Source organism: Klebsiella sp. RIT-PI-d, assembly GCF_001187865.1.
GTDB lineage: Bacteria > Pseudomonadota > Gammaproteobacteria > Enterobacterales > Enterobacteriaceae > Superficieibacter.
On the sequence record NZ_LGIT01000009.1, the window covers coordinates 134,402 to 151,149 of the forward strand.

A 16,748-nucleotide genomic window follows, 5' to 3' on the forward strand; every position below is an offset into this window, starting at 1 on the left:
CATAGGAAGAATATGAACATTATTGAAGCTAACGTTGCTGCCCCGGACGCTCGCGTCGCCATCACCATCGCGCGTTTTAACAATTTCATCAACGACAGTCTGCTGGAGGGCGCAATTGACGCTCTGAAGCGCATCGGTCAGATGAAAGACGAAAACATCACCGTTGTCTGGGTTCCAGGTGCCTATGAACTGCCTCTGGCAGCGGGCGCGTTGGCCAAAACCGGTAAATATGATGCGGTCGTTGCGCTGGGTACGGTGATCCGTGGTGGCACTGCCCACTTTGAATATGTTGCGGGTGGTGCAAGCAACGGTCTGGCGCATGTCGCTCAGGAGAGCGAAATCCCGGTTGCGTTTGGCGTTCTCACCACTGAAAGTATTGAACAAGCCATCGAACGCGCGGGTACCAAAGCCGGTAACAAAGGTGCAGAAGCTGCACTGACCGCGCTCGAAATGATTAATGTATTGAAAGCCATCAAGGCCTGAATTTTGTAAGGGGAATTCCGTGAAACCTGCTGCTCGTCGCCGTGCCCGTGAGTGTGCCGTCCAGGCGCTTTACTCCTGGCAGTTGTCCCAGAACGACATCGCCGATGTTGAATACCAGTTCCTGGCGGAACAAGACGTTAAAGATGTCGACGTCGTGTATTTCCGCGAACTGCTCTCCGGGGTGGCGACTAACAGCGCATATCTCGACGGCCTGATGAAGCCGTACCTGTCCCGTCTGCTCGAAGAACTGGGTCAGGTTGAGAAAGCCGTACTGCGTATTGCGCTGTTCGAGCTGTCCAAACGTGATGATGTGCCGTATAAAGTGGCCATCAACGAAGCCATCGAACTGGCAAAAACCTTTGGCGCTGAAGACAGCCATAAATTCGTAAACGGCGTGCTGGATAAAGCAGCTCCGGCAATTCGTCCCCGCAAAAAGTAATCTCCAGGCCGATAACCGGGCGGTCTCGCCCGGTTATCGGCCTTATTCTTTTTTACTGCTGAGGCATAACGTATGGCATGCGGCGAATTTTCCCTGATTGCCCGTTATTTTGACCGCGTAAGAAGTACCCGTCTGGATGTAGAAACCGGTATCGGTGACGACTGCGCGCTGCTCAATATTCCTGAAAAACAGACGCTGGCGATCAGTACCGACACCCTGGTGTGCGGCACCCATTTTCTTGCTGATATCGATCCGGCCGATCTGGCGCACAAAGCGCTGGCGGTTAACATCAGCGATCTTGCCGCAATGGGTGCCGATCCGGCGTGGTTGACGCTGGCATTGACGTTACCGGATGTCGATGAGCCGTGGCTGGCGGCGTTTAGCGACAGTCTGTTCGAGCAACTCAATTACTATGATATGCAGCTGATCGGCGGCGACACGACCCGTGGTCCGCTGTCAATGACCCTGGGTATTCACGGTTATGTGCCGCTGGGACGCGCGCTCAAGCGCTCAGGCGCGAAACCCGGCGACGGGATTTATATCACTGGCACACCTGGTGATAGTGCAGCCGGGCTGGCGATTTTGCAGGGCCGGCTTGAGGTTGATAATGAGGCTGATGCAGCGTATCTGGTCAAACGCCATTTGCGCCCGACGCCTCGCGTACTGCACGGACAGGCGCTGCGCGACCGGGCCAGCGCGGCTATTGATATCTCTGACGGCGTGATCTCCGATCTCGGGCATATTTTGAAAGCCAGCGGCTGCGGCGCGCGCCTCGATTTGGATGCGCTTCCGCTCTCTGAGCCAATGCTGCGCCACGCAACGCCCGATCAGGCGCTGAATTGGGCGCTGGCGGGCGGAGAGGATTATGAATTGTGCTTTACCGTACCGGAACGTAACCGCGGCGCGCTGGACGTGGCGTTAAAGCATCTCGGCACGGCGTTTACCTGTGTCGGGCAAATTATGCCTGAAAGTGAGGGATTACAGTTTTTACGTGAAGGTAGCCCGGTCACGTTTGAGGGGAAAGGGTTCGATCATTTCGCCTGAGGTATACATGGCCCGGCCGATAAACCGGGCGGGCCATACTATTATTTAAAACCCACCACCGGGTGGGGCTGATACGGTGTTTCCAGTTCAGCAATGTGTTCAGGGGTGAGGGTCAGATCGACTGCCTGTAACAGCTCATTAAGCTGCTCCTGCCGCGAGCTGCCGATAATCGGTGCGGCCACGCCAGGCTTACTCAGTAACCATGCCAGCGCAACCTGTGCCCGGGTGGCACCTGTCTCTTCTGCCACGCCAGCCAGTCGTTCAGCGATCTGCGCATCGTTATCTTCCGTGGTGCTGTAAAGCGTGCTGCCAAACTCATCAGAGACGGAACGCGCGGTGGTTTCTCCCCACGGGCGGGTCAGACGACCACGGGCCAGCGGACTCCACGGGATCACCGCCACGCCTTCCTGATAGCACAACGGCAGCATTTCACGCTCTTCTTCACGATAGATAAGATTATAGTGATCCTGCATGGTCACAAACGGTGCCCAGCCGTGCTGTTTTTGCAGCGCCAGCGCCCCGGCAAATTGTTCTGCATGCATAGAAGAGGCGCCGATATAGCGTGCTTTACCTGCTTTCACCACCTCATTCAGCGCTTCCAGCGTCTCTTCAGGCGGCGTGTTGTAATCCCAGCGGTGAATTTGCAGTAAGTCCACGTAGTCCATGTTCAGGCGACGCAGACTGTCATCAATAGAACGCAGGATCTGATCGCGGGATAGCCCTTCGGCGAGGGAGTCGACCTGGTGATACACTTTGGTGGCGACAACCACGTCTTCACGACGGGCAAAGTCGCGCAGGGCACGTCCAACGATCTCTTCACTGCTTCCGTCTGAATAACTATTCGCGGTATCGAAAAAATTGATGCCGCCTTCCAGCGCGCGTTGAATAATCGGACGGCTACTTTCTTCCGGCAAGGTCCAGGCATGTTTGCCGCGATCCGGTTCGCCGAAGGTCATGCAGCCAAGGCAAAGGCGGGAAACCCTGAGGTCTGTTTTTCCTAACATGTTGTATTGCATGGTTCCACTCCTGCTATAAGGGTATGGTTAAGCATAGCAGGAGTAGAAGAGAGGTCAGGCAAGCCAGCTGAGGATTTTTGCTTTGATACCGGCTGCATCCAGACCGATATCGGCCCGGGCTTCTTCCTGGGTGCCCTGCGGAATGAAGAAATCGGGCAGGCCCAGATTAAGAACCGGCACTGCTTTACGCCGCGCCATCAGCACTTCGTTTACGCCGCTGCCGGCACCGCCCATGATGGCATTCTCTTCCAGCGTCACCAGTACATCATGCTGTTCAGCCAGTTGCAGGATCAGCGTTTCATCAAGCGGTTTCACAAAGCGCATATCAACCAGCGTGGCGTTTAGCGATTCAGCAACCTGTGCCGCATCCGGTAACAGCGTACCGAAGTTGAGAATAGCGACTTTTTCACCCTGACGCTTCATTACGCCCTTGCCGAGAGGCAGCATCTGGAGTGGTTCCTGGGCGGCGCCTGTCCCGGTGCCGCGTGGGTAGCGCACCGCACTCGGCCCGTCATTGTAGTGATAGCCGGTATACAGCATCTGGCGGCACTCGTTTTCATCGCTTGGCGTCATGATCACCATCTCCGGGAGGCAGCGTAAAAACGAGATATCAAATGCGCCCTGATGCGTCTGACCATCGGCCCCGACGATCCCGGCGCGGTCGATAGCAAACAGGACCGGCAATTTCTGGATGGCCACGTCGTGGATCACTTGATCGTAGGCGCGTTGCAGGAAAGTGGAGTAGATAGCCACAACCGGTTTATAACCGCCGATCGCCAGACCCGCAGCAAAGGTTACCGCGTGCTGTTCTGCGATTGCCACATCAAAATAACGATCCGGGAACTTACGTGAGAACTCGACCATGCCGGAACCTTCACGCATCGCCGGCGTTACCGCCATCAGTTTATCGTCGCTGGCCGCCGTTTCACACAGCCAGTCGCCGAACACTTTTGAGTAGGAGGGCAGGCCGCCGCTGCTTTTTGGCAATACGCCGCTGGTATGATCGAATTTCGGCACCGCGTGGAATGTAATCGGATCTTTTTCCGCAGGCTCATAGCCGCGGCCTTTTTTGGTCATAATGTGCAGGAATTGCGGACCTTTCAGGCCACGCATATTCTTTAGCGTGCTCACCAGACTCAGGACATCATGACCGTCAACCGGGCCAATATAGTTAAATCCCAGCTCTTCAAATAGCGTACCCGGGACTACCATACCTTTAATATGTTCTTCAGTGCGCTTGAGTAACTCTTTGATGGGCGGCACGTTGGAAAAGACCTTTTTCCCGCCTTCGCGCAGGGAAGAGTACAGCTTACCGGACAGAATTTTTGCCAGATGATTATTCAGCGCGCCGACATTCTCTGAAATCGACATTTCATTGTCGTTGAGGATCACCAGCATATCCGGGCGGATATCGCCTGCGTGGTTCATGGCTTCAAATGCCATGCCAGCCGTAATGGCCCCGTCACCAATCACGCATACCGTGCGGCGCTGCTTATTTTCTTTCTCGGCGGCCACGGCAATACCGATGCCAGCGCTGATCGAGGTTGAAGAGTGTCCGACGCTTAATACGTCATATTCACTCTCTCCACGCCACGGAAAAGGATGCAGACCCTCTTTCTGGCGGATTGTATCGATTCTGTCCCGTCGACCGGTGAGGATTTTATGCGGATAGGCCTGATGGCCGACGTCCCAGATCAGCTGGTCGAACGGCGTGTTATAGACATAATGCAGTGCCACGGTAAGTTCAACCGTGCCAAGCCCGGAGGCGAAGTGTCCGCTGGAACGGCTCACGCTGTCGAGCAAATAGCGACGTAATTCATCGCACAGCTTCGGCAGGCTCTCTTTCGGCAAAAGGCGTAACTCCTGGGTGGAGTCGACCAGCGCCAGGGTCGGGTATTTGGCTATATCAAAACTCATAGAGACTCATCGCGGTGTTTCGTTTATTTATCACGCTGGATTATATAATTCGCCAGTGCTTCCAGTGCTGAGGTGTCGAGAGACAGTGCTGCCAGTTGAGTAAGAGACTGGCGGGCATCGACGATTAGATCCCGGGCTTTATTGCGAGCTTGCTCAAGGCCCAGCAGTGCGGGATAGGTACTTTTGCCAAGCTGCTGATCGGCACCCTGGCGCTTCCCTAATGTTGCAGTATCACCCACCACATCCAGAATGTCATCCTGAACCTGGAAGGCAAGACCTATAGATTCTGCATATGTATCAAGAATGGGCAGTACGTCACGTCCCCGATCACCTGCGCTCAGTGCGCCGAGGCGAACCGCTGCACGGATCAGCGCCCCGGTCTTATGCCGATGAATACGCTCAAGCGCCGCTAAATCGACGTGCTGACCTTCAGCGTGTAGATCCAGCGCCTGACCCCCGCACATGCCGGCAACGCCGCTGGCCTGCGCCAGCTCTGCAATCATCGACAGGCGATCTTTGTCGGCGACGTCGGTCATTGGGGCGCTGCTTAAAATCGAAAAGGCCAGGGTTTGCAGCGCATCGCCTGCCAGGATGGCATTGGCCTCACCAAACTTAATATGGCAGGTCGGCTGGCCGCGACGCAGATCGTCATCATCCATCGCCGGCAGATCGTCATGGATCAGCGAATAAGCATGAATACACTCAATGGCGGCGGCAGGCGCATCCAGAGTTTGCGGACTGACACCAAACATCTCGCCGGTAGCATAGACCAGAAAAGGGCGCAGGCGTTTTCCACCTAATAGTGCGCCATACTGCATGGCGTCGACCAGCGGAGTGTTCTGAAACGGCTGCGGGGCGATAAACTGCCGCAGTGCACCGTTGGCTCTCTCAACACAAATCTGGAGTTGTTGACTGAAATCCATTTACTCGGCATCCGCTGAAAAAGGGGTGAGAGGTGCGTCTTCGCCATCGGCCAGCAGGATCTGCACGCGCTGTTCAGCCTGCTGCAATTTTTTTTGACCCTGTCGTGCCAGCTGCACGCCCTGCTCGAACTCTGATAACGCTTGTTCCAGCGGCAGGCTTCCGCTTTCCAGACGAATGACAATTTGCTCCAGTTCGCTTAACGCGCTTTCAAAACTGGTCGATGCATCGTTTTTCTTTGGCATAGTAAATGTCTGACTCTCAGTAATTTCTGCTCAGGGTTAATGGTAACGGACCCGGCATGATAAGCAAATAACGCGCAATGATAAGGGCATTTGCGCAGAATGACCGCGATGGTGGTATACTTGCGCGCCTGGATGTAGCCGCAGGTATGGGCTGCTGTACACTTTTCCACTACAAGTCGTTTGAGACTTGCCAAAGAACCATTGCCGCCATGAAGTTTATCATTAAATTGTTTCCGGAAATCACTATCAAAAGCCAATCTGTGCGTTTGCGCTTTACCAAGATTTTAACCGGCAACATTCGTAACGTTTTTAAATGCTATAGCGACGCTCTCGCTATTGTCCGTCACTGGGACCATATTGAAGTTCGCGTTAAAGACGAGAACCTCGGTCCAGTTATTCGCGACGGGCTGACCCGTATTCCGGGTATTCATCATATTCTGGAAGTAGAGGATGTTCCCTTTACCTCCCTGCACGACATCTTCGAAAAAGCGCTGGCGCTCTACCGCGAGCGACTGGAAGGAAAGTCCTTCTGCGTTCGTATCAAGCGCCGTGGTACTCACGAGTTTAGCTCTATTGAAGCGGAACGCTACGTGGGTGGCGGTCTGAATCAGCATATTGAGTCTGCGCGTGTAAAACTGACGAAGCCGGACGTTACCGTTAATCTCGAAATTGAAAATGACCGCCTGCTGCTGGTGAATAACCGCGTTGAAGGGATTGGCGGTTATCCGATTGGAACGCAGGAAGATGTGATGTCGCTGATTTCCGGCGGTTTCGACTCTGGCGTGTCCAGCTATATGCTGATGCGCCGCGGCTGCCGGGTACATTACTGCTTCTTTAATCTTGGCGGTGCTGCGCATGAAATTGGCGTACGTCAGGTCGCGCATTATCTCTGGAACCGCTTCGGTAGCTCCCACCGCGTGCGTTTTGTGGCGATTAATTTCGAGCCGGTGGTTGGCGAAATCCTCGAAAAAGTGGATGACGGCCAGATGGGCGTGGTGCTGAAACGCATGATGATGCGTGCCGCCTCGAAAGTAGCAGAACGTTATGGCGTTCAGGCGCTGGTGACCGGTGAAGCGCTGGGCCAGGTGTCCAGCCAGACCTTAACTAACCTGCGCTTAATCGACAATGTTACCGACACCCTGATCCTGCGTCCGCTGATCTCTCACGATAAAGAACATATTATCGATCTGGCGCGAGAGATCGGTACGGAAGATTTTGCCCGTACCATGCCGGAATACTGCGGCGTAATTTCGAAAAGCCCGACCGTGAAGGCAGTGAAAGCCAAAATCGAAGAAGAAGAAGCGCACTTTGACTTCAGTATTCTTGATCGCGTGATCAGTGAAGCGAATAACGTTGATATCCGTGAAATTGCCCAGCAGGCGCAGCAGGAGGTCGTTGAGGTTGAAACCGTCACCGGCTTTGGTCCGAATGATGCGATCCTCGACATCCGTTCTGTTGATGAGCAGGATGATAAGCCGCTGAAGGTAGAAGGCGTCGACGTGGTTGGCCTGCCATTCTACAAACTGAGCACCAAATTTGGCGATCTTGACCAGAGTAAAACCTGGCTGCTGTGGTGCGAGCGTGGCGTAATGAGCCGCCTGCAGGCGCTGTATTTGCGCGAGCAGGGGTTTACTAACGTAAAAGTGTACCGACCGTAGTCCGTTGGCGTGCCAGCACAGCGCTTATCGGGCCTGCAGAGTAACGCTTTTGCAGGCCCGATGCGCGGGCAGCAGTATTTATTCGTAGTAGTTATAAATCCCTGCTGGCATCACCAGCTGCGATGCCACCTCATGGGCCTTTTCACGCCCAACCAGCAGATCAATGATTTTCAGGCCAAAATCAATGGATGTTCCCGGCGCCTGACTGGTGAGCAGTTTAAAGCGTGCATCCCAGACCACGCGTCTGTCCTGCCACTGTGCTTCAGGGATCTTATCTTTCAGCGCCGGGAAACCGGTCATATTGGCGAATGGAAAGATATTGTGTGGGATCAGTACCGTGGCTGGGGCGGCGCAAATCGCGGCAACAATGCGCCCGGAATGCTGGAACTGCCTGACGGTTTCAACCAGCAGCGGGCTGTCGCGAAAACATTCTGCGCCTTTAACGCCGCCGGGCAGAATAATGATGTCAAAATCGCCATCGGCCACCTCCACCAGCGGGGCATCGGCCAGCAGCCTGACGCCGCGCGAGCAGGTAACGGCCAGATTGCCGTCGCTGGCGGTGCTGGCAACCGTGACCGGAATACCGCCGCGAACAAGCAGGTCGATCGTGGTGACGGCTTCGGTTTCCTCACTACCAGGGGCGAGGCATATCAGTGCTGCTACGCTCATATTCACTCTCTTTACGTTTTACCTGCTCGAACAGGCGGGTATTTTCAGGAACGGCGATCCCGTGCGCCCGTGCACGCCGTAAAAAGTAGCCGGTAATATAGTCGATCTCAGTATGACGCTGGCTGCGGATGTCCTGCAACATGGAGGAAATGTTGTCTCTCGTGCTGTCGATTACCTGATAAACATAAGTAAGCACGTTTTCCAGCGACGTATGAAAACCTTCTCGCTCCATTACCGCTTCAATTTCTGTACACAGTACTTCAATGATTTCCGGATGACGGCGCAATTCGCCGTTACGGCAGTTCCATATGGCGGTTAGCGGATTGATCACACAGTTGACCGCCAGCTTCTCCCACAGTGCGGAATGAATATTATTATGCCAGGCAACATCGGGCAGCACTTTTTGCAGGATATCCGCGAGCCAGCTGTAATCCTGAGGATAGGTGTGCGCCGGACCAATGTGCGTAATGCCGCTCGCCACGTGTACGATGACATTACCATCATGTCTTGCGGCCTGGGTGGTGGCGGAAATCAGCAGCGGCTGTTGCAGGTTGCGCAGCTCATCGACAGCCCCCATCCCATTATGGATCAACAGGACAGGGGAAGTTTTTGGTAACGTTGCCGATAGCGTTCTTACTGCATCAGAAACCTGCCAGGCTTTAAGCGTAACGAGCAGCAGATCGCTCTGGGCCAGGAAATCAGGATCGTTGGCGATAACGGATTGGTTAATAATGGAACCGTCCAGCTCAACCAGGTTCACGCTGCAATAGGGTTGCGGTACGCGTAACCAGCCCTGAACCTCGTGCCCACGTTTATGCAGCGCGGTCAGCCACAATTGCCCCAGCGCACCGCATCCCAGTACGGTAATTTTCATTGCTCCTCCTCACCTGTCATAACTCCATTATAGCGTTTTCAGCTATGCTTCTGGACAGAACAAGTTGAGTTATGCCGTATGGCGGGTATTATGCATCGCAAACAAAACTAAGGGAGAAGAAAAGATGCCATCTTTCGATATCGTTTCTGAAGTTGATCTTCAGGAAGCCCGTAACGCAGTTGATAATGCCAGCCGCGAAGTCGAGTCTCGATTTGATTTTCGCAACGTTGAGGCCACATTTGAGCTGAACGATGCTAATAAGACCATTAAAGTCCTGAGCGAATCTGATTTTCAGGTTAACCAGTTACTGGATATTTTACGTGCCAAACTGCTCAAACGTGGCATTGAAGGAACGTCGCTGGATGTGCCAGAAACGTTCATTCATAGCGGTAAAACCTGGTTCGTGGAAGCGAAACTGAAGCAGGGTATTGAAAGCGCCGTGCAGAAAAAACTGGTCAAGCTGATTAAAGACAGCAAGCTGAAAGTACAGGCGCAAATTCAGGGCGAAGAGATCCGCATTACCGGTAAATCGCGTGACGATTTGCAGGCCGTCATGGCGCTGGTGCGCGGCGGCGATCTCGGTCAGCCATTCCAGTTTAAAAACTTCCGCGATTAAGCGTTGGGTCGGGGCAGGTTAACTGCCCCGATATTTACGCCGTTTTAATTAGCGTCTCAATCTCAAAACGGTTAGTCACCTTACTGTCAATTTTGACGTACGCGGAGTGTTCCTGCTCCACGACCAGCACTTCACTGACTCCCCCGGCGGCCAGCAGGCGCTGTCTTAATCCCTCATCGGCTGCAATCTCCGGTGGAATTTCCACTCGCAGGCTACTCACATAAGGTGGCTCCTTCATGGTACTGGCCACAAGCAGCCAGATTGTCGCCAGTAATGCGCCTGCGAGAAAAACGGTTTGCGAATCAAAGAAGCCGTCTACCCAGCCGCCCAGCGCGCCGCCGATGGCCACGCCAATAAACTGGCTGGTGGAGTAAACGCCCATCGCGGTACCTTTATAGCCTGCCGGAGACTCTTTGCTGATAAGCGACGGCAGCAGTGCTTCCATCAGATTAAACGCTAAAAAGAACAGCTGAACGCCGGCGATCAGTTCCCAAAAGTGCGGCCCCGCGCCCCAGAGTACAATTTCGGCAATCAGTAACAGCGCGACACATACCAGGAACACGCGCTTCATTCGGCGTTTTACTTCAGCGTAAATAATAAACGGCACCACTGACACAAACGAAATCAGCATGGTGATGAGATACACTTTCCAGTGTTCTGCTGCCGGGAATCCGGCCTCTTCCATCTGACCGGGCAGGGCGACGAAAGTCGACATCAGCAGAATGTGCAGGCACATGATGCCAAAGTTAAGCTTCAGTAGCCCCGGCTCCATCATCACTTTGCTAAAGCAGCCTTTTACCATTCCCGATTCGCGGTTTAATACGTGACTGGTGCTATCCGGTACCACCCAAAGGGTCAGCGCAATACCTGTCGAGGCCAGGATTGCAATCATCCAGAACAGCGCGTTAAGGCCCAGCTTATGGGTAATAATCGGTCCGAGCACCATAGCAATAGCAAAGGTGATACCGAAGCTTACGCCGATAAACGCCATCGCTTTAGTGCGGTTTTGCTCGCGGGTTAAATCAGAGAGTAAAGCCATTACGGCGGCGGCAATGGCACCGGACCCCTGGAGCGCACGACCGAGAATAATGCCCCAGATAGAAGTAGAGAGTGCCGCTATCACGCTACCGACGATAAAAATAGCCAGTCCGCCGACAATCAGCGGCTTGCGACCAATGCGATCGGAGAGTAAGCCAAAGGGAATTTGAAAAACAGCCTGAGCGAGACCGTAGATACCAATGGCCAGACCGATTAATGCTTCGCTCGCGCCCTGTAGCGCCATACCGTAAGTGGTTAACACGGGCAGCACCATAAACATACCGAGCATACGCAGGGAGAAAACGGTCCCCAAACCCCAGGTGGCGCGTAACTCACCCGGCGTCATTTTATAATCGTTCATTACTACCTCTGCTTTAATATTGCGTCTAGTGTAGTGCGAGTAAGCGACCGGGTAAACTGAGCGATAATTAACAAATATTACTTTGATGAATGATTTGTGCCTTTAACCGCTGACGGATGCCGTGGACGATAGGGTAAACGTAGAAAGTTAACGGGTACATTGAGATGGGTGCTGCTTCTCTTTTGGGCACAGAATCACGCTTAAAATAAGCGAAATAGGGAGGATAATGCGCAAAATAAAAAAATACCTTCATTTTTAAATGAAGGTATTAATGAGTAAAAGAATTAACTGGATATTAATTATGCAAACTGTACCAGGCGAAGGTTTTTCAGCGTTTCGTAATCAGTGGACTGGTTAGGATAAATAACCTGGATACTTAATTTCATAGCCGCTTCTGGCTTAATGATATGATTATCAAGGCTGTCCAGATAAATATTGCCATTTACCGACTTCTCAATATTCAGTTTGACCCAGCTATTTTCTGATGCCAGCCATTGCGGAGAAATTCTCGCTCCTTCCGGCAGGATGAATGACAGTTCCCACTGTTTAACCATGGTCTCTTCGGAGCAGAGAAGTAGCGTGTAGCTGTAGACATAATCTGTGCTCGGCCACATATCCTGCCATTTACCGGCGAAGGTCTGCTCAACGCGAAGTTTACGAGGCTCAGTGACCGAAACGCTGGTATAGGAAATATTATTGCCTTCGTTGATAATTCCGAAAGGCATGGTCAGTACGCAAGTCAAAGTGGCTGCGCCTATGCTTTCACCCAGCAGGGGAATACGAACTACCTGAGTACCTTTTGCAGGAATATCAACAGACTGGCCGAATGCGCCTACCGAGAAAATACCGGTTTCGCTGCTTGTTGCAGTAACGTTTGCCCCGGCAATGGCGTCGTCGCTATCGTTCTTCAGCAGCAGCAGTGCATAATAGGATTCTTCTTCCTGTAAGGTAATGGCCGATTCGATAGACAGGGTGACATTGACGTTTTCAACGGGCGCGGACACCACGGAGTTGACCGCGTCATTCCATGTGCCTGAGCCTAAAGTATAATCAGCAAGGGACGTAATATTGTTTCCTGCTTTTACCGTCATAAACTTGCCGTCAAGATACAGGCCAGACACCAGTGTCGCGTCCTGATCCATCTTGTTAACAATACTGGAGACGCCATTCCCTGTTCCTAAAGGAAAGCCATAGCTTTCAAGTTGGCTTCTATCAAGAGAAATATCAGGTGAGACTATAAGGATATCACCCGCAGTGTTTCCTGCATTAAAGTTAACGTGTGTATAAATCGCTAGTTTTCCAGCTGGGCATTTATCCTCGCCTTTGCTGCCTTTAATCAGATAAACATCCTGGTTTTCCATTTTCTACTCCTTGTTTTTATATTAAGTAAATTATTCAGCGAACAGCCAATCGTGTTCGTGAGGCAAAGTTACCGATATTGTTGAAAAAAACTTACTCAATAAACATCACAAAAAATAATTTATTATGCTGATGTGGAGAGGGGCAGGTTTGATACCTGCGTAGTACTATTAGCTGTTCAGAACGGTGTTGATTGAGAAACAGGGCAGGTTAAAAGAGAATTAAAAAGGGTGCCGAAGCACCCTTTGTGATGTTGATAGCATCCGATGATATTAGCGAACGTAAGCCAGTACGCTATGTGATGCCGGTACCATAAAGTCGACTGACATCATTACGCTTAACGCTGTAATGGCGACAATGGAAAAGCCGAACAGTTTGCGCGCCCAGACTTTATCGTCTTCGACCTTATATCCGCGCAGGGCCATGCCCAGCCACCACACGCTTACCGCTGCGGCTACGATCAGATACTTATACCCGGCGTAGCCGCCAAGGGTAAGCATCAACGTGGCCACTGCGAAGGCGATGATATAGACCGTGATGTGGTTTTTTGCGACCGAAATACCTTTAACCACCGGTAAAACCGGAATGTTCGCCGCCTGATAATCCTTAAAACGGAAAATCGCAATGGCGTAAGAGTGGGGCATCTGCCACAGGCTAAAAATAGCCAGCAGAATAGCGGCACCGCTGTCGAACTGGTTAGCAACGGCGCAGTAGCCAATCACCGGCGGCGCAGCGCCGGAGAGTGAACCAATCAGCGTGCCGTAAACGGAGTGACGTTTCATATACAGGCTATACACACCCACATACACCACGAAACCCATTACGCCCAGCCAGCAGGCCAGCGGGTTAGCACCGAACCACAGCAGCATAAAGCCAGCAATACCCAACAAGGTGGCGTACACCAGCGAGACTTTTGGCGAGATCAGCCCCTTGACCAGCACCCGGTTTTTCGTCCGCTCCATCTTACGATCGATATCGCGGTCGATATAGTTGTTAAAAACACAACCCGAGGCGACCACCAGCGACACGCCTAACAGCGTGGCGGCAAACAGCGGATAGTTAATGCTGCCCTGAGAGGCCAACAGAAATCCACCGATTACCGAAATCAGGTTGCCAAAAATAATGCCCGGTTTTGTAACTTGCAGGTATTGCTTAAACATACTCGCCGCTCTTAGTGAAGCATCATGTTGTAGTTGAGGTTCCACATAATCCAGATTGAACCCACTACCAGGATAGCGATGATTATCACGGTAAAGACAAAGGCGGTCAGGTTCCAGCGCTCCTCAGAAGAGGTATTCATGTGCAGGAAGCAGACCAGATGGACCAGAATCTGTACCACCGCAGTGACCAGAATAGTCCCAAGGATCGCACCGTGCGATATGGCACCGCTCATCACCAGCCAGAACGGAATCACCGTCAGAATGACCGACAGGATAAAGCCTGTCATGTAGGTCTTTACGCTACCGTGGGAAGCGCCGTTGTGATCGGTTGAATGACTCATTACATCGCCCCCATCAGATAAACTACTGAGAATACACAGATCCATACCACGTCCAGGAAGTGCCAGAACAGACTCAGGCACATGATACGGGTACGGTTAGTGCTGGTCAGTCCGCGGCGGGACACCTGGAACATCAGGATAGCCATCCATACCAGACCAGACGTGACGTGCAGACCGTGAGTCCCTACCAGCGCAAAGAACGCCGACAGGAAGCCGCTGCGGTCAGGACCAAAACCTTCAGCAATCAGGTGATGGAATTCGTAAATCTCCATCGCCACGAACCCGGCACCGAACAGGAAGGTGAGGGCCAGCCAGGTGATAACCTGGCTCTTGTTGTTTTTATGCATGGCGATCGCCGCCATGCCGTAGGTAATGGAGCTAAACAACAGCAGGAACGTTTCTACCAGTACGAACGGCAACTCAAAAATGTCTTTACCGGTCGGGCCACCTGCGGTGCCGTTAACCAGCACCGCGTAGGTAGCGAACAGGCATGAGAACAGAATGCAGTCGCTCATCAGGTAGATCCAGAAACCGAACACTTTGTTCGATCCTGCATCATGATGCCCATGTTCATGCGCATGGGCTGTGGTTTGATTAAAGGTGCTCGTTGCCATTATTTCAGCCCTGCCTTAGTGATTTCATCGAAATGCTGATTCTCCAGTTTTTCGACTTCCGCTACCGGCACGTAATAGTCCACGTCTTCGTCAAAGCTTTTCACAATCCAGGTAATGATCATCCCGGCAAAGCTTGCGATAGCCAGCCACCAGATATGCCAGATCATGGCAAAACCAAACAGAGTGGTGAAGGCAGCAATGATGACGCCCGCGCCCGTGTTTTTCGGCATATGAATCTCTTCATAGCGCTGCGGCTTTTTATACGCTTCGCCTTTATCTTTCATTTCCCAGAAAGCATCACGCTCGTGAACGTGCGGCACAACGGCAAAGTTATAGAACGGCGGCGGAGAAGAGGTTGCCCACTCCAGCGTACGGCCGCCCCACGGGTCACCCGTCAGGTCACGGTTCAGATCGCGGTCACGAATTGAGACGTAGAACTGAATCAGCTGGCAGAGAATACCGCAGGCGATCAGCGCCGCACCACACGCTGCAATCATCAGCATCGGGTGGAACTGCGGATCGATCTGCTGGCTGAGGCGACGGGTCATCCCCATAAAGCCCAGCACGTACAGCGGCATAAAGGCCACGAAGAAACCGATGATCCAGAACCAGAAGGCGCGTTTACCCCAGGTTTCATTCAGCGTAAAGCCAAAGGCTTTTGGCCACCAGTAAGTCAGACCGGCGAAGCATCCGAATACCACACCACCGATAATGACGTTATGGAAGTGGGCAATCAGGAACAGACTGTTATGCAGAACGAAGTCTGCGCCCGGTACCGCCAGCAGAACACCGGTCATACCGCCTACCGAGAAGGTGACGATAAAGCCAATCGTCCACATCATGGCGGTATTGAGCTGGATACGTCCCTGATACATGGTGAACAACCAGTTGAAAATCTTCACCCCGGTCGGGATGGCGATAATCATAGTTGTAATACCAAAGAAGGCGTTTACGTTCGCACCGGCACCCATGGTGAAGAAGTGGTGCAGCCAGACGATAAACGACAGAATGGTAATACAGACGGTTGCCCACACCAGTGAGGTGTAGCCGAACAGACGTTTACGCGAGAAGGTTGCCGCGATTTCGGAGAATACCCCGAACACCGGCAGAACCAGAATGTACACTTCCGGATGGCCCCAGGCCCAGATCAGGTTGATGTACATCATCATGTTGCCGCCCATATCATTGGTAAAGAAATGGGTACCGATATAGCGGTCCAGGGTCAGCAACGCCACGGTGACGGTCAGGATCGGGAAGGAGACAATAATCAGGATGTTCGCGCAAAGTGACGCCCAGGTGAATACCGGCATTTTAAACATCGTCATGCCCGGCGCACGCATACGCAGAATGGTCACGAAGAAGTTAATCCCGGTCAGCGTCGTCCCGATACCAGAGAGCTGTAGACTCCAGATCCAGTAATCGACCCCCACGCTTGGACTGTACTCTATTCCTGAAAGCGGCGGATATGCCAGCCAGCCGGTTTGCGCAAATTCGCCCACGCCCAGTGACAGGTTAACCAGGATAACCCCAACGACGGTGAACCAGAAGCTCAGGTTATTCAGGAACGGGAATGCAACGTCACGCGCACCGATCTGTAGCGGAACCACCAGGTTCATCAGACCGATAACGAATGGCATCGCCACGAAGAAGATCATGATCACGCCGTGAGCGGTGAAAACCTGATCGTAGTGATGGGGCGGCAGGAATCCTGCTTCCCCGGCAGAGGCCAGCGCCTGCTGGCTACGCATCATGATGGCATCGGCAAAGCCACGCAGCAGCATAACAATCGCTACGATGACATACATAATGCCTAGTTTTTTGTGGTCAACCGAGGTAAACCACTCATTCCATAACCAGGACCACTTACCGAAGTAAGTGATCGCGGCGACAACGGCCAGACCACCGAGAATAATGGCAGCAATAGTCACCATAATAATCGGTTCATGGTACGGCACTGAATCCAGTGTTAGTTTTCCGAACATCGTTTTCTTCC

The 16,748-nt window shown here is 52.7% G+C and carries 17 protein-coding genes; 5 read left to right on the forward strand and 12 right to left on the reverse strand.

Annotated features, from left to right (window positions below):
• Positions 1-12: 12 nt before the first annotated feature.
• The 3 genes from ribE to thiL all read left to right on the forward strand — a co-directional run bounded on the left by ribE (position 13) and on the right by thiL (position 1,966).
• Positions 13-483, forward strand: a complete 471-nt coding sequence (gene ribE / locus AC791_RS07225; RefSeq protein ID WP_049839802.1) for a 6,7-dimethyl-8-ribityllumazine synthase — start codon at positions 13-15, stop codon at positions 481-483.
• A 19-nt stretch (positions 484-502) separates the two neighbouring features.
• Positions 503-922, forward strand: coding sequence for a transcription antitermination factor NusB (nusB, locus tag AC791_RS07230; protein WP_032616814.1), 420 nt, complete (start codon positions 503-505; stop codon positions 920-922).
• 72 nt (positions 923-994) lie between these two features.
• On the forward strand, positions 995-1,966 hold the full coding sequence (gene thiL / locus AC791_RS07235) for a thiamine-phosphate kinase (RefSeq protein WP_049839803.1): 972 nt from the start codon (positions 995-997) through the stop codon (positions 1,964-1,966).
• Between the two features lie 41 nt (positions 1,967-2,007).
• Here the strand turns inward: thiL and AC791_RS07240 are convergent, their stop codons facing one another.
• Genes AC791_RS07240 through xseB form a run of 4 tightly spaced genes read right to left on the reverse strand, consistent with a single transcriptional unit; the run spans position 2,008 to position 6,065 of the window.
• On the reverse strand, positions 2,008-2,982 hold the full coding sequence (locus AC791_RS07240) for an aldo/keto reductase (protein ID WP_049839804.1): 975 nt from the start codon (positions 2,980-2,982) through the stop codon (positions 2,008-2,010).
• A 54-nt stretch (positions 2,983-3,036) separates the two neighbouring features.
• Positions 3,037-4,899, reverse strand: coding sequence for a 1-deoxy-D-xylulose-5-phosphate synthase (dxs, locus tag AC791_RS07245; protein WP_049839805.1), 1,863 nt, complete (start codon positions 4,897-4,899; stop codon positions 3,037-3,039).
• A gap of 23 nt (positions 4,900-4,922) precedes the next feature.
• The gene (gene ispA, locus AC791_RS07250) at positions 4,923-5,822 is read right to left on the reverse strand and encodes a (2E,6E)-farnesyl diphosphate synthase (protein WP_049839806.1); all 900 of its coding nucleotides are present in this window, start codon (positions 5,820-5,822) and stop codon (positions 4,923-4,925) included.
• Positions 5,823-6,065: an exodeoxyribonuclease VII small subunit gene (gene xseB, locus AC791_RS07255; protein ID WP_049839807.1), complete on the reverse strand. Its 243-nt coding sequence runs from the start codon at positions 6,063-6,065 to the stop codon at positions 5,823-5,825.
• 209 nt (positions 6,066-6,274) lie between these two features.
• On the opposite strand from xseB, the gene thiI reads away from it, so the two are divergent.
• Complete coding sequence (gene thiI / locus AC791_RS07260) at positions 6,275-7,723, forward strand: tRNA uracil 4-sulfurtransferase ThiI (RefSeq protein WP_049839808.1); 1,449 nt, start codon at positions 6,275-6,277, stop codon at positions 7,721-7,723.
• Positions 7,724-7,801: 78 nt separating this feature from the next.
• Here thiI and yajL read toward each other — a convergent pair whose 3' ends face one another.
• A complete protein-coding gene (gene yajL / locus AC791_RS07265) occupies positions 7,802-8,392 on the reverse strand; it encodes a protein deglycase YajL (RefSeq protein WP_049839809.1) in 591 nt (196 codons plus the stop codon).
• A complete protein-coding gene (gene panE, locus AC791_RS07270) occupies positions 8,355-9,266 on the reverse strand; it encodes a 2-dehydropantoate 2-reductase (RefSeq protein WP_049839810.1) in 912 nt (303 codons plus the stop codon). Before panE ends, yajL begins: the two co-directional genes overlap by 38 nt.
• 124 nt (positions 9,267-9,390) lie before the next feature.
• Here panE and AC791_RS07275 point away from each other — a divergent pair, with 124 nt between their 5' ends.
• Entirely contained in the window at positions 9,391-9,882 is a 492-nt protein-coding gene (locus AC791_RS07275; RefSeq protein ID WP_049839811.1) for a YajQ family cyclic di-GMP-binding protein, read from the forward strand.
• A 34-nt stretch (positions 9,883-9,916) separates the two neighbouring features.
• Here AC791_RS07275 and AC791_RS07280 read toward each other — a convergent pair whose 3' ends face one another.
• The 6 genes from AC791_RS07280 to cyoB form a co-directional block, all read right to left on the reverse strand.
• Complete coding sequence (locus tag AC791_RS07280) at positions 9,917-11,281, reverse strand: MFS transporter (RefSeq protein ID WP_049839812.1); 1,365 nt, start codon at positions 11,279-11,281, stop codon at positions 9,917-9,919.
• Positions 11,282-11,580: 299 nt separating this feature from the next.
• Entirely contained in the window at positions 11,581-12,642 is a 1,062-nt protein-coding gene (locus AC791_RS07285; protein ID WP_049839813.1) for a hypothetical protein, read from the reverse strand.
• Between the two features lie 270 nt (positions 12,643-12,912).
• The gene (gene cyoE, locus AC791_RS07290) at positions 12,913-13,800 is read right to left on the reverse strand and encodes a heme o synthase (RefSeq protein ID WP_049839814.1); all 888 of its coding nucleotides are present in this window, start codon (positions 13,798-13,800) and stop codon (positions 12,913-12,915) included.
• A gap of 11 nt (positions 13,801-13,811) precedes the next feature.
• The gene (locus tag AC791_RS07295; protein WP_049839815.1) at positions 13,812-14,141 is read right to left on the reverse strand and encodes a cytochrome o ubiquinol oxidase subunit IV; all 330 of its coding nucleotides are present in this window, start codon (positions 14,139-14,141) and stop codon (positions 13,812-13,814) included.
• The gene (locus tag AC791_RS07300) at positions 14,141-14,755 is read right to left on the reverse strand and encodes a cytochrome o ubiquinol oxidase subunit III (protein ID WP_049839816.1); all 615 of its coding nucleotides are present in this window, start codon (positions 14,753-14,755) and stop codon (positions 14,141-14,143) included. Before AC791_RS07300 ends, AC791_RS07295 begins: the two co-directional genes overlap by 1 nt.
• Positions 14,755-16,737 carry a cytochrome o ubiquinol oxidase subunit I gene (gene cyoB, locus AC791_RS07305; protein ID WP_049839817.1) on the reverse strand — a complete coding sequence of 661 codons (1,983 nt, stop codon included), beginning with the start codon at positions 16,735-16,737 and terminating at the stop codon, positions 14,755-14,757. Before cyoB ends, AC791_RS07300 begins: the two co-directional genes overlap by 1 nt.
• Between the last annotated feature and the right edge of the window lie 11 nt (positions 16,738-16,748).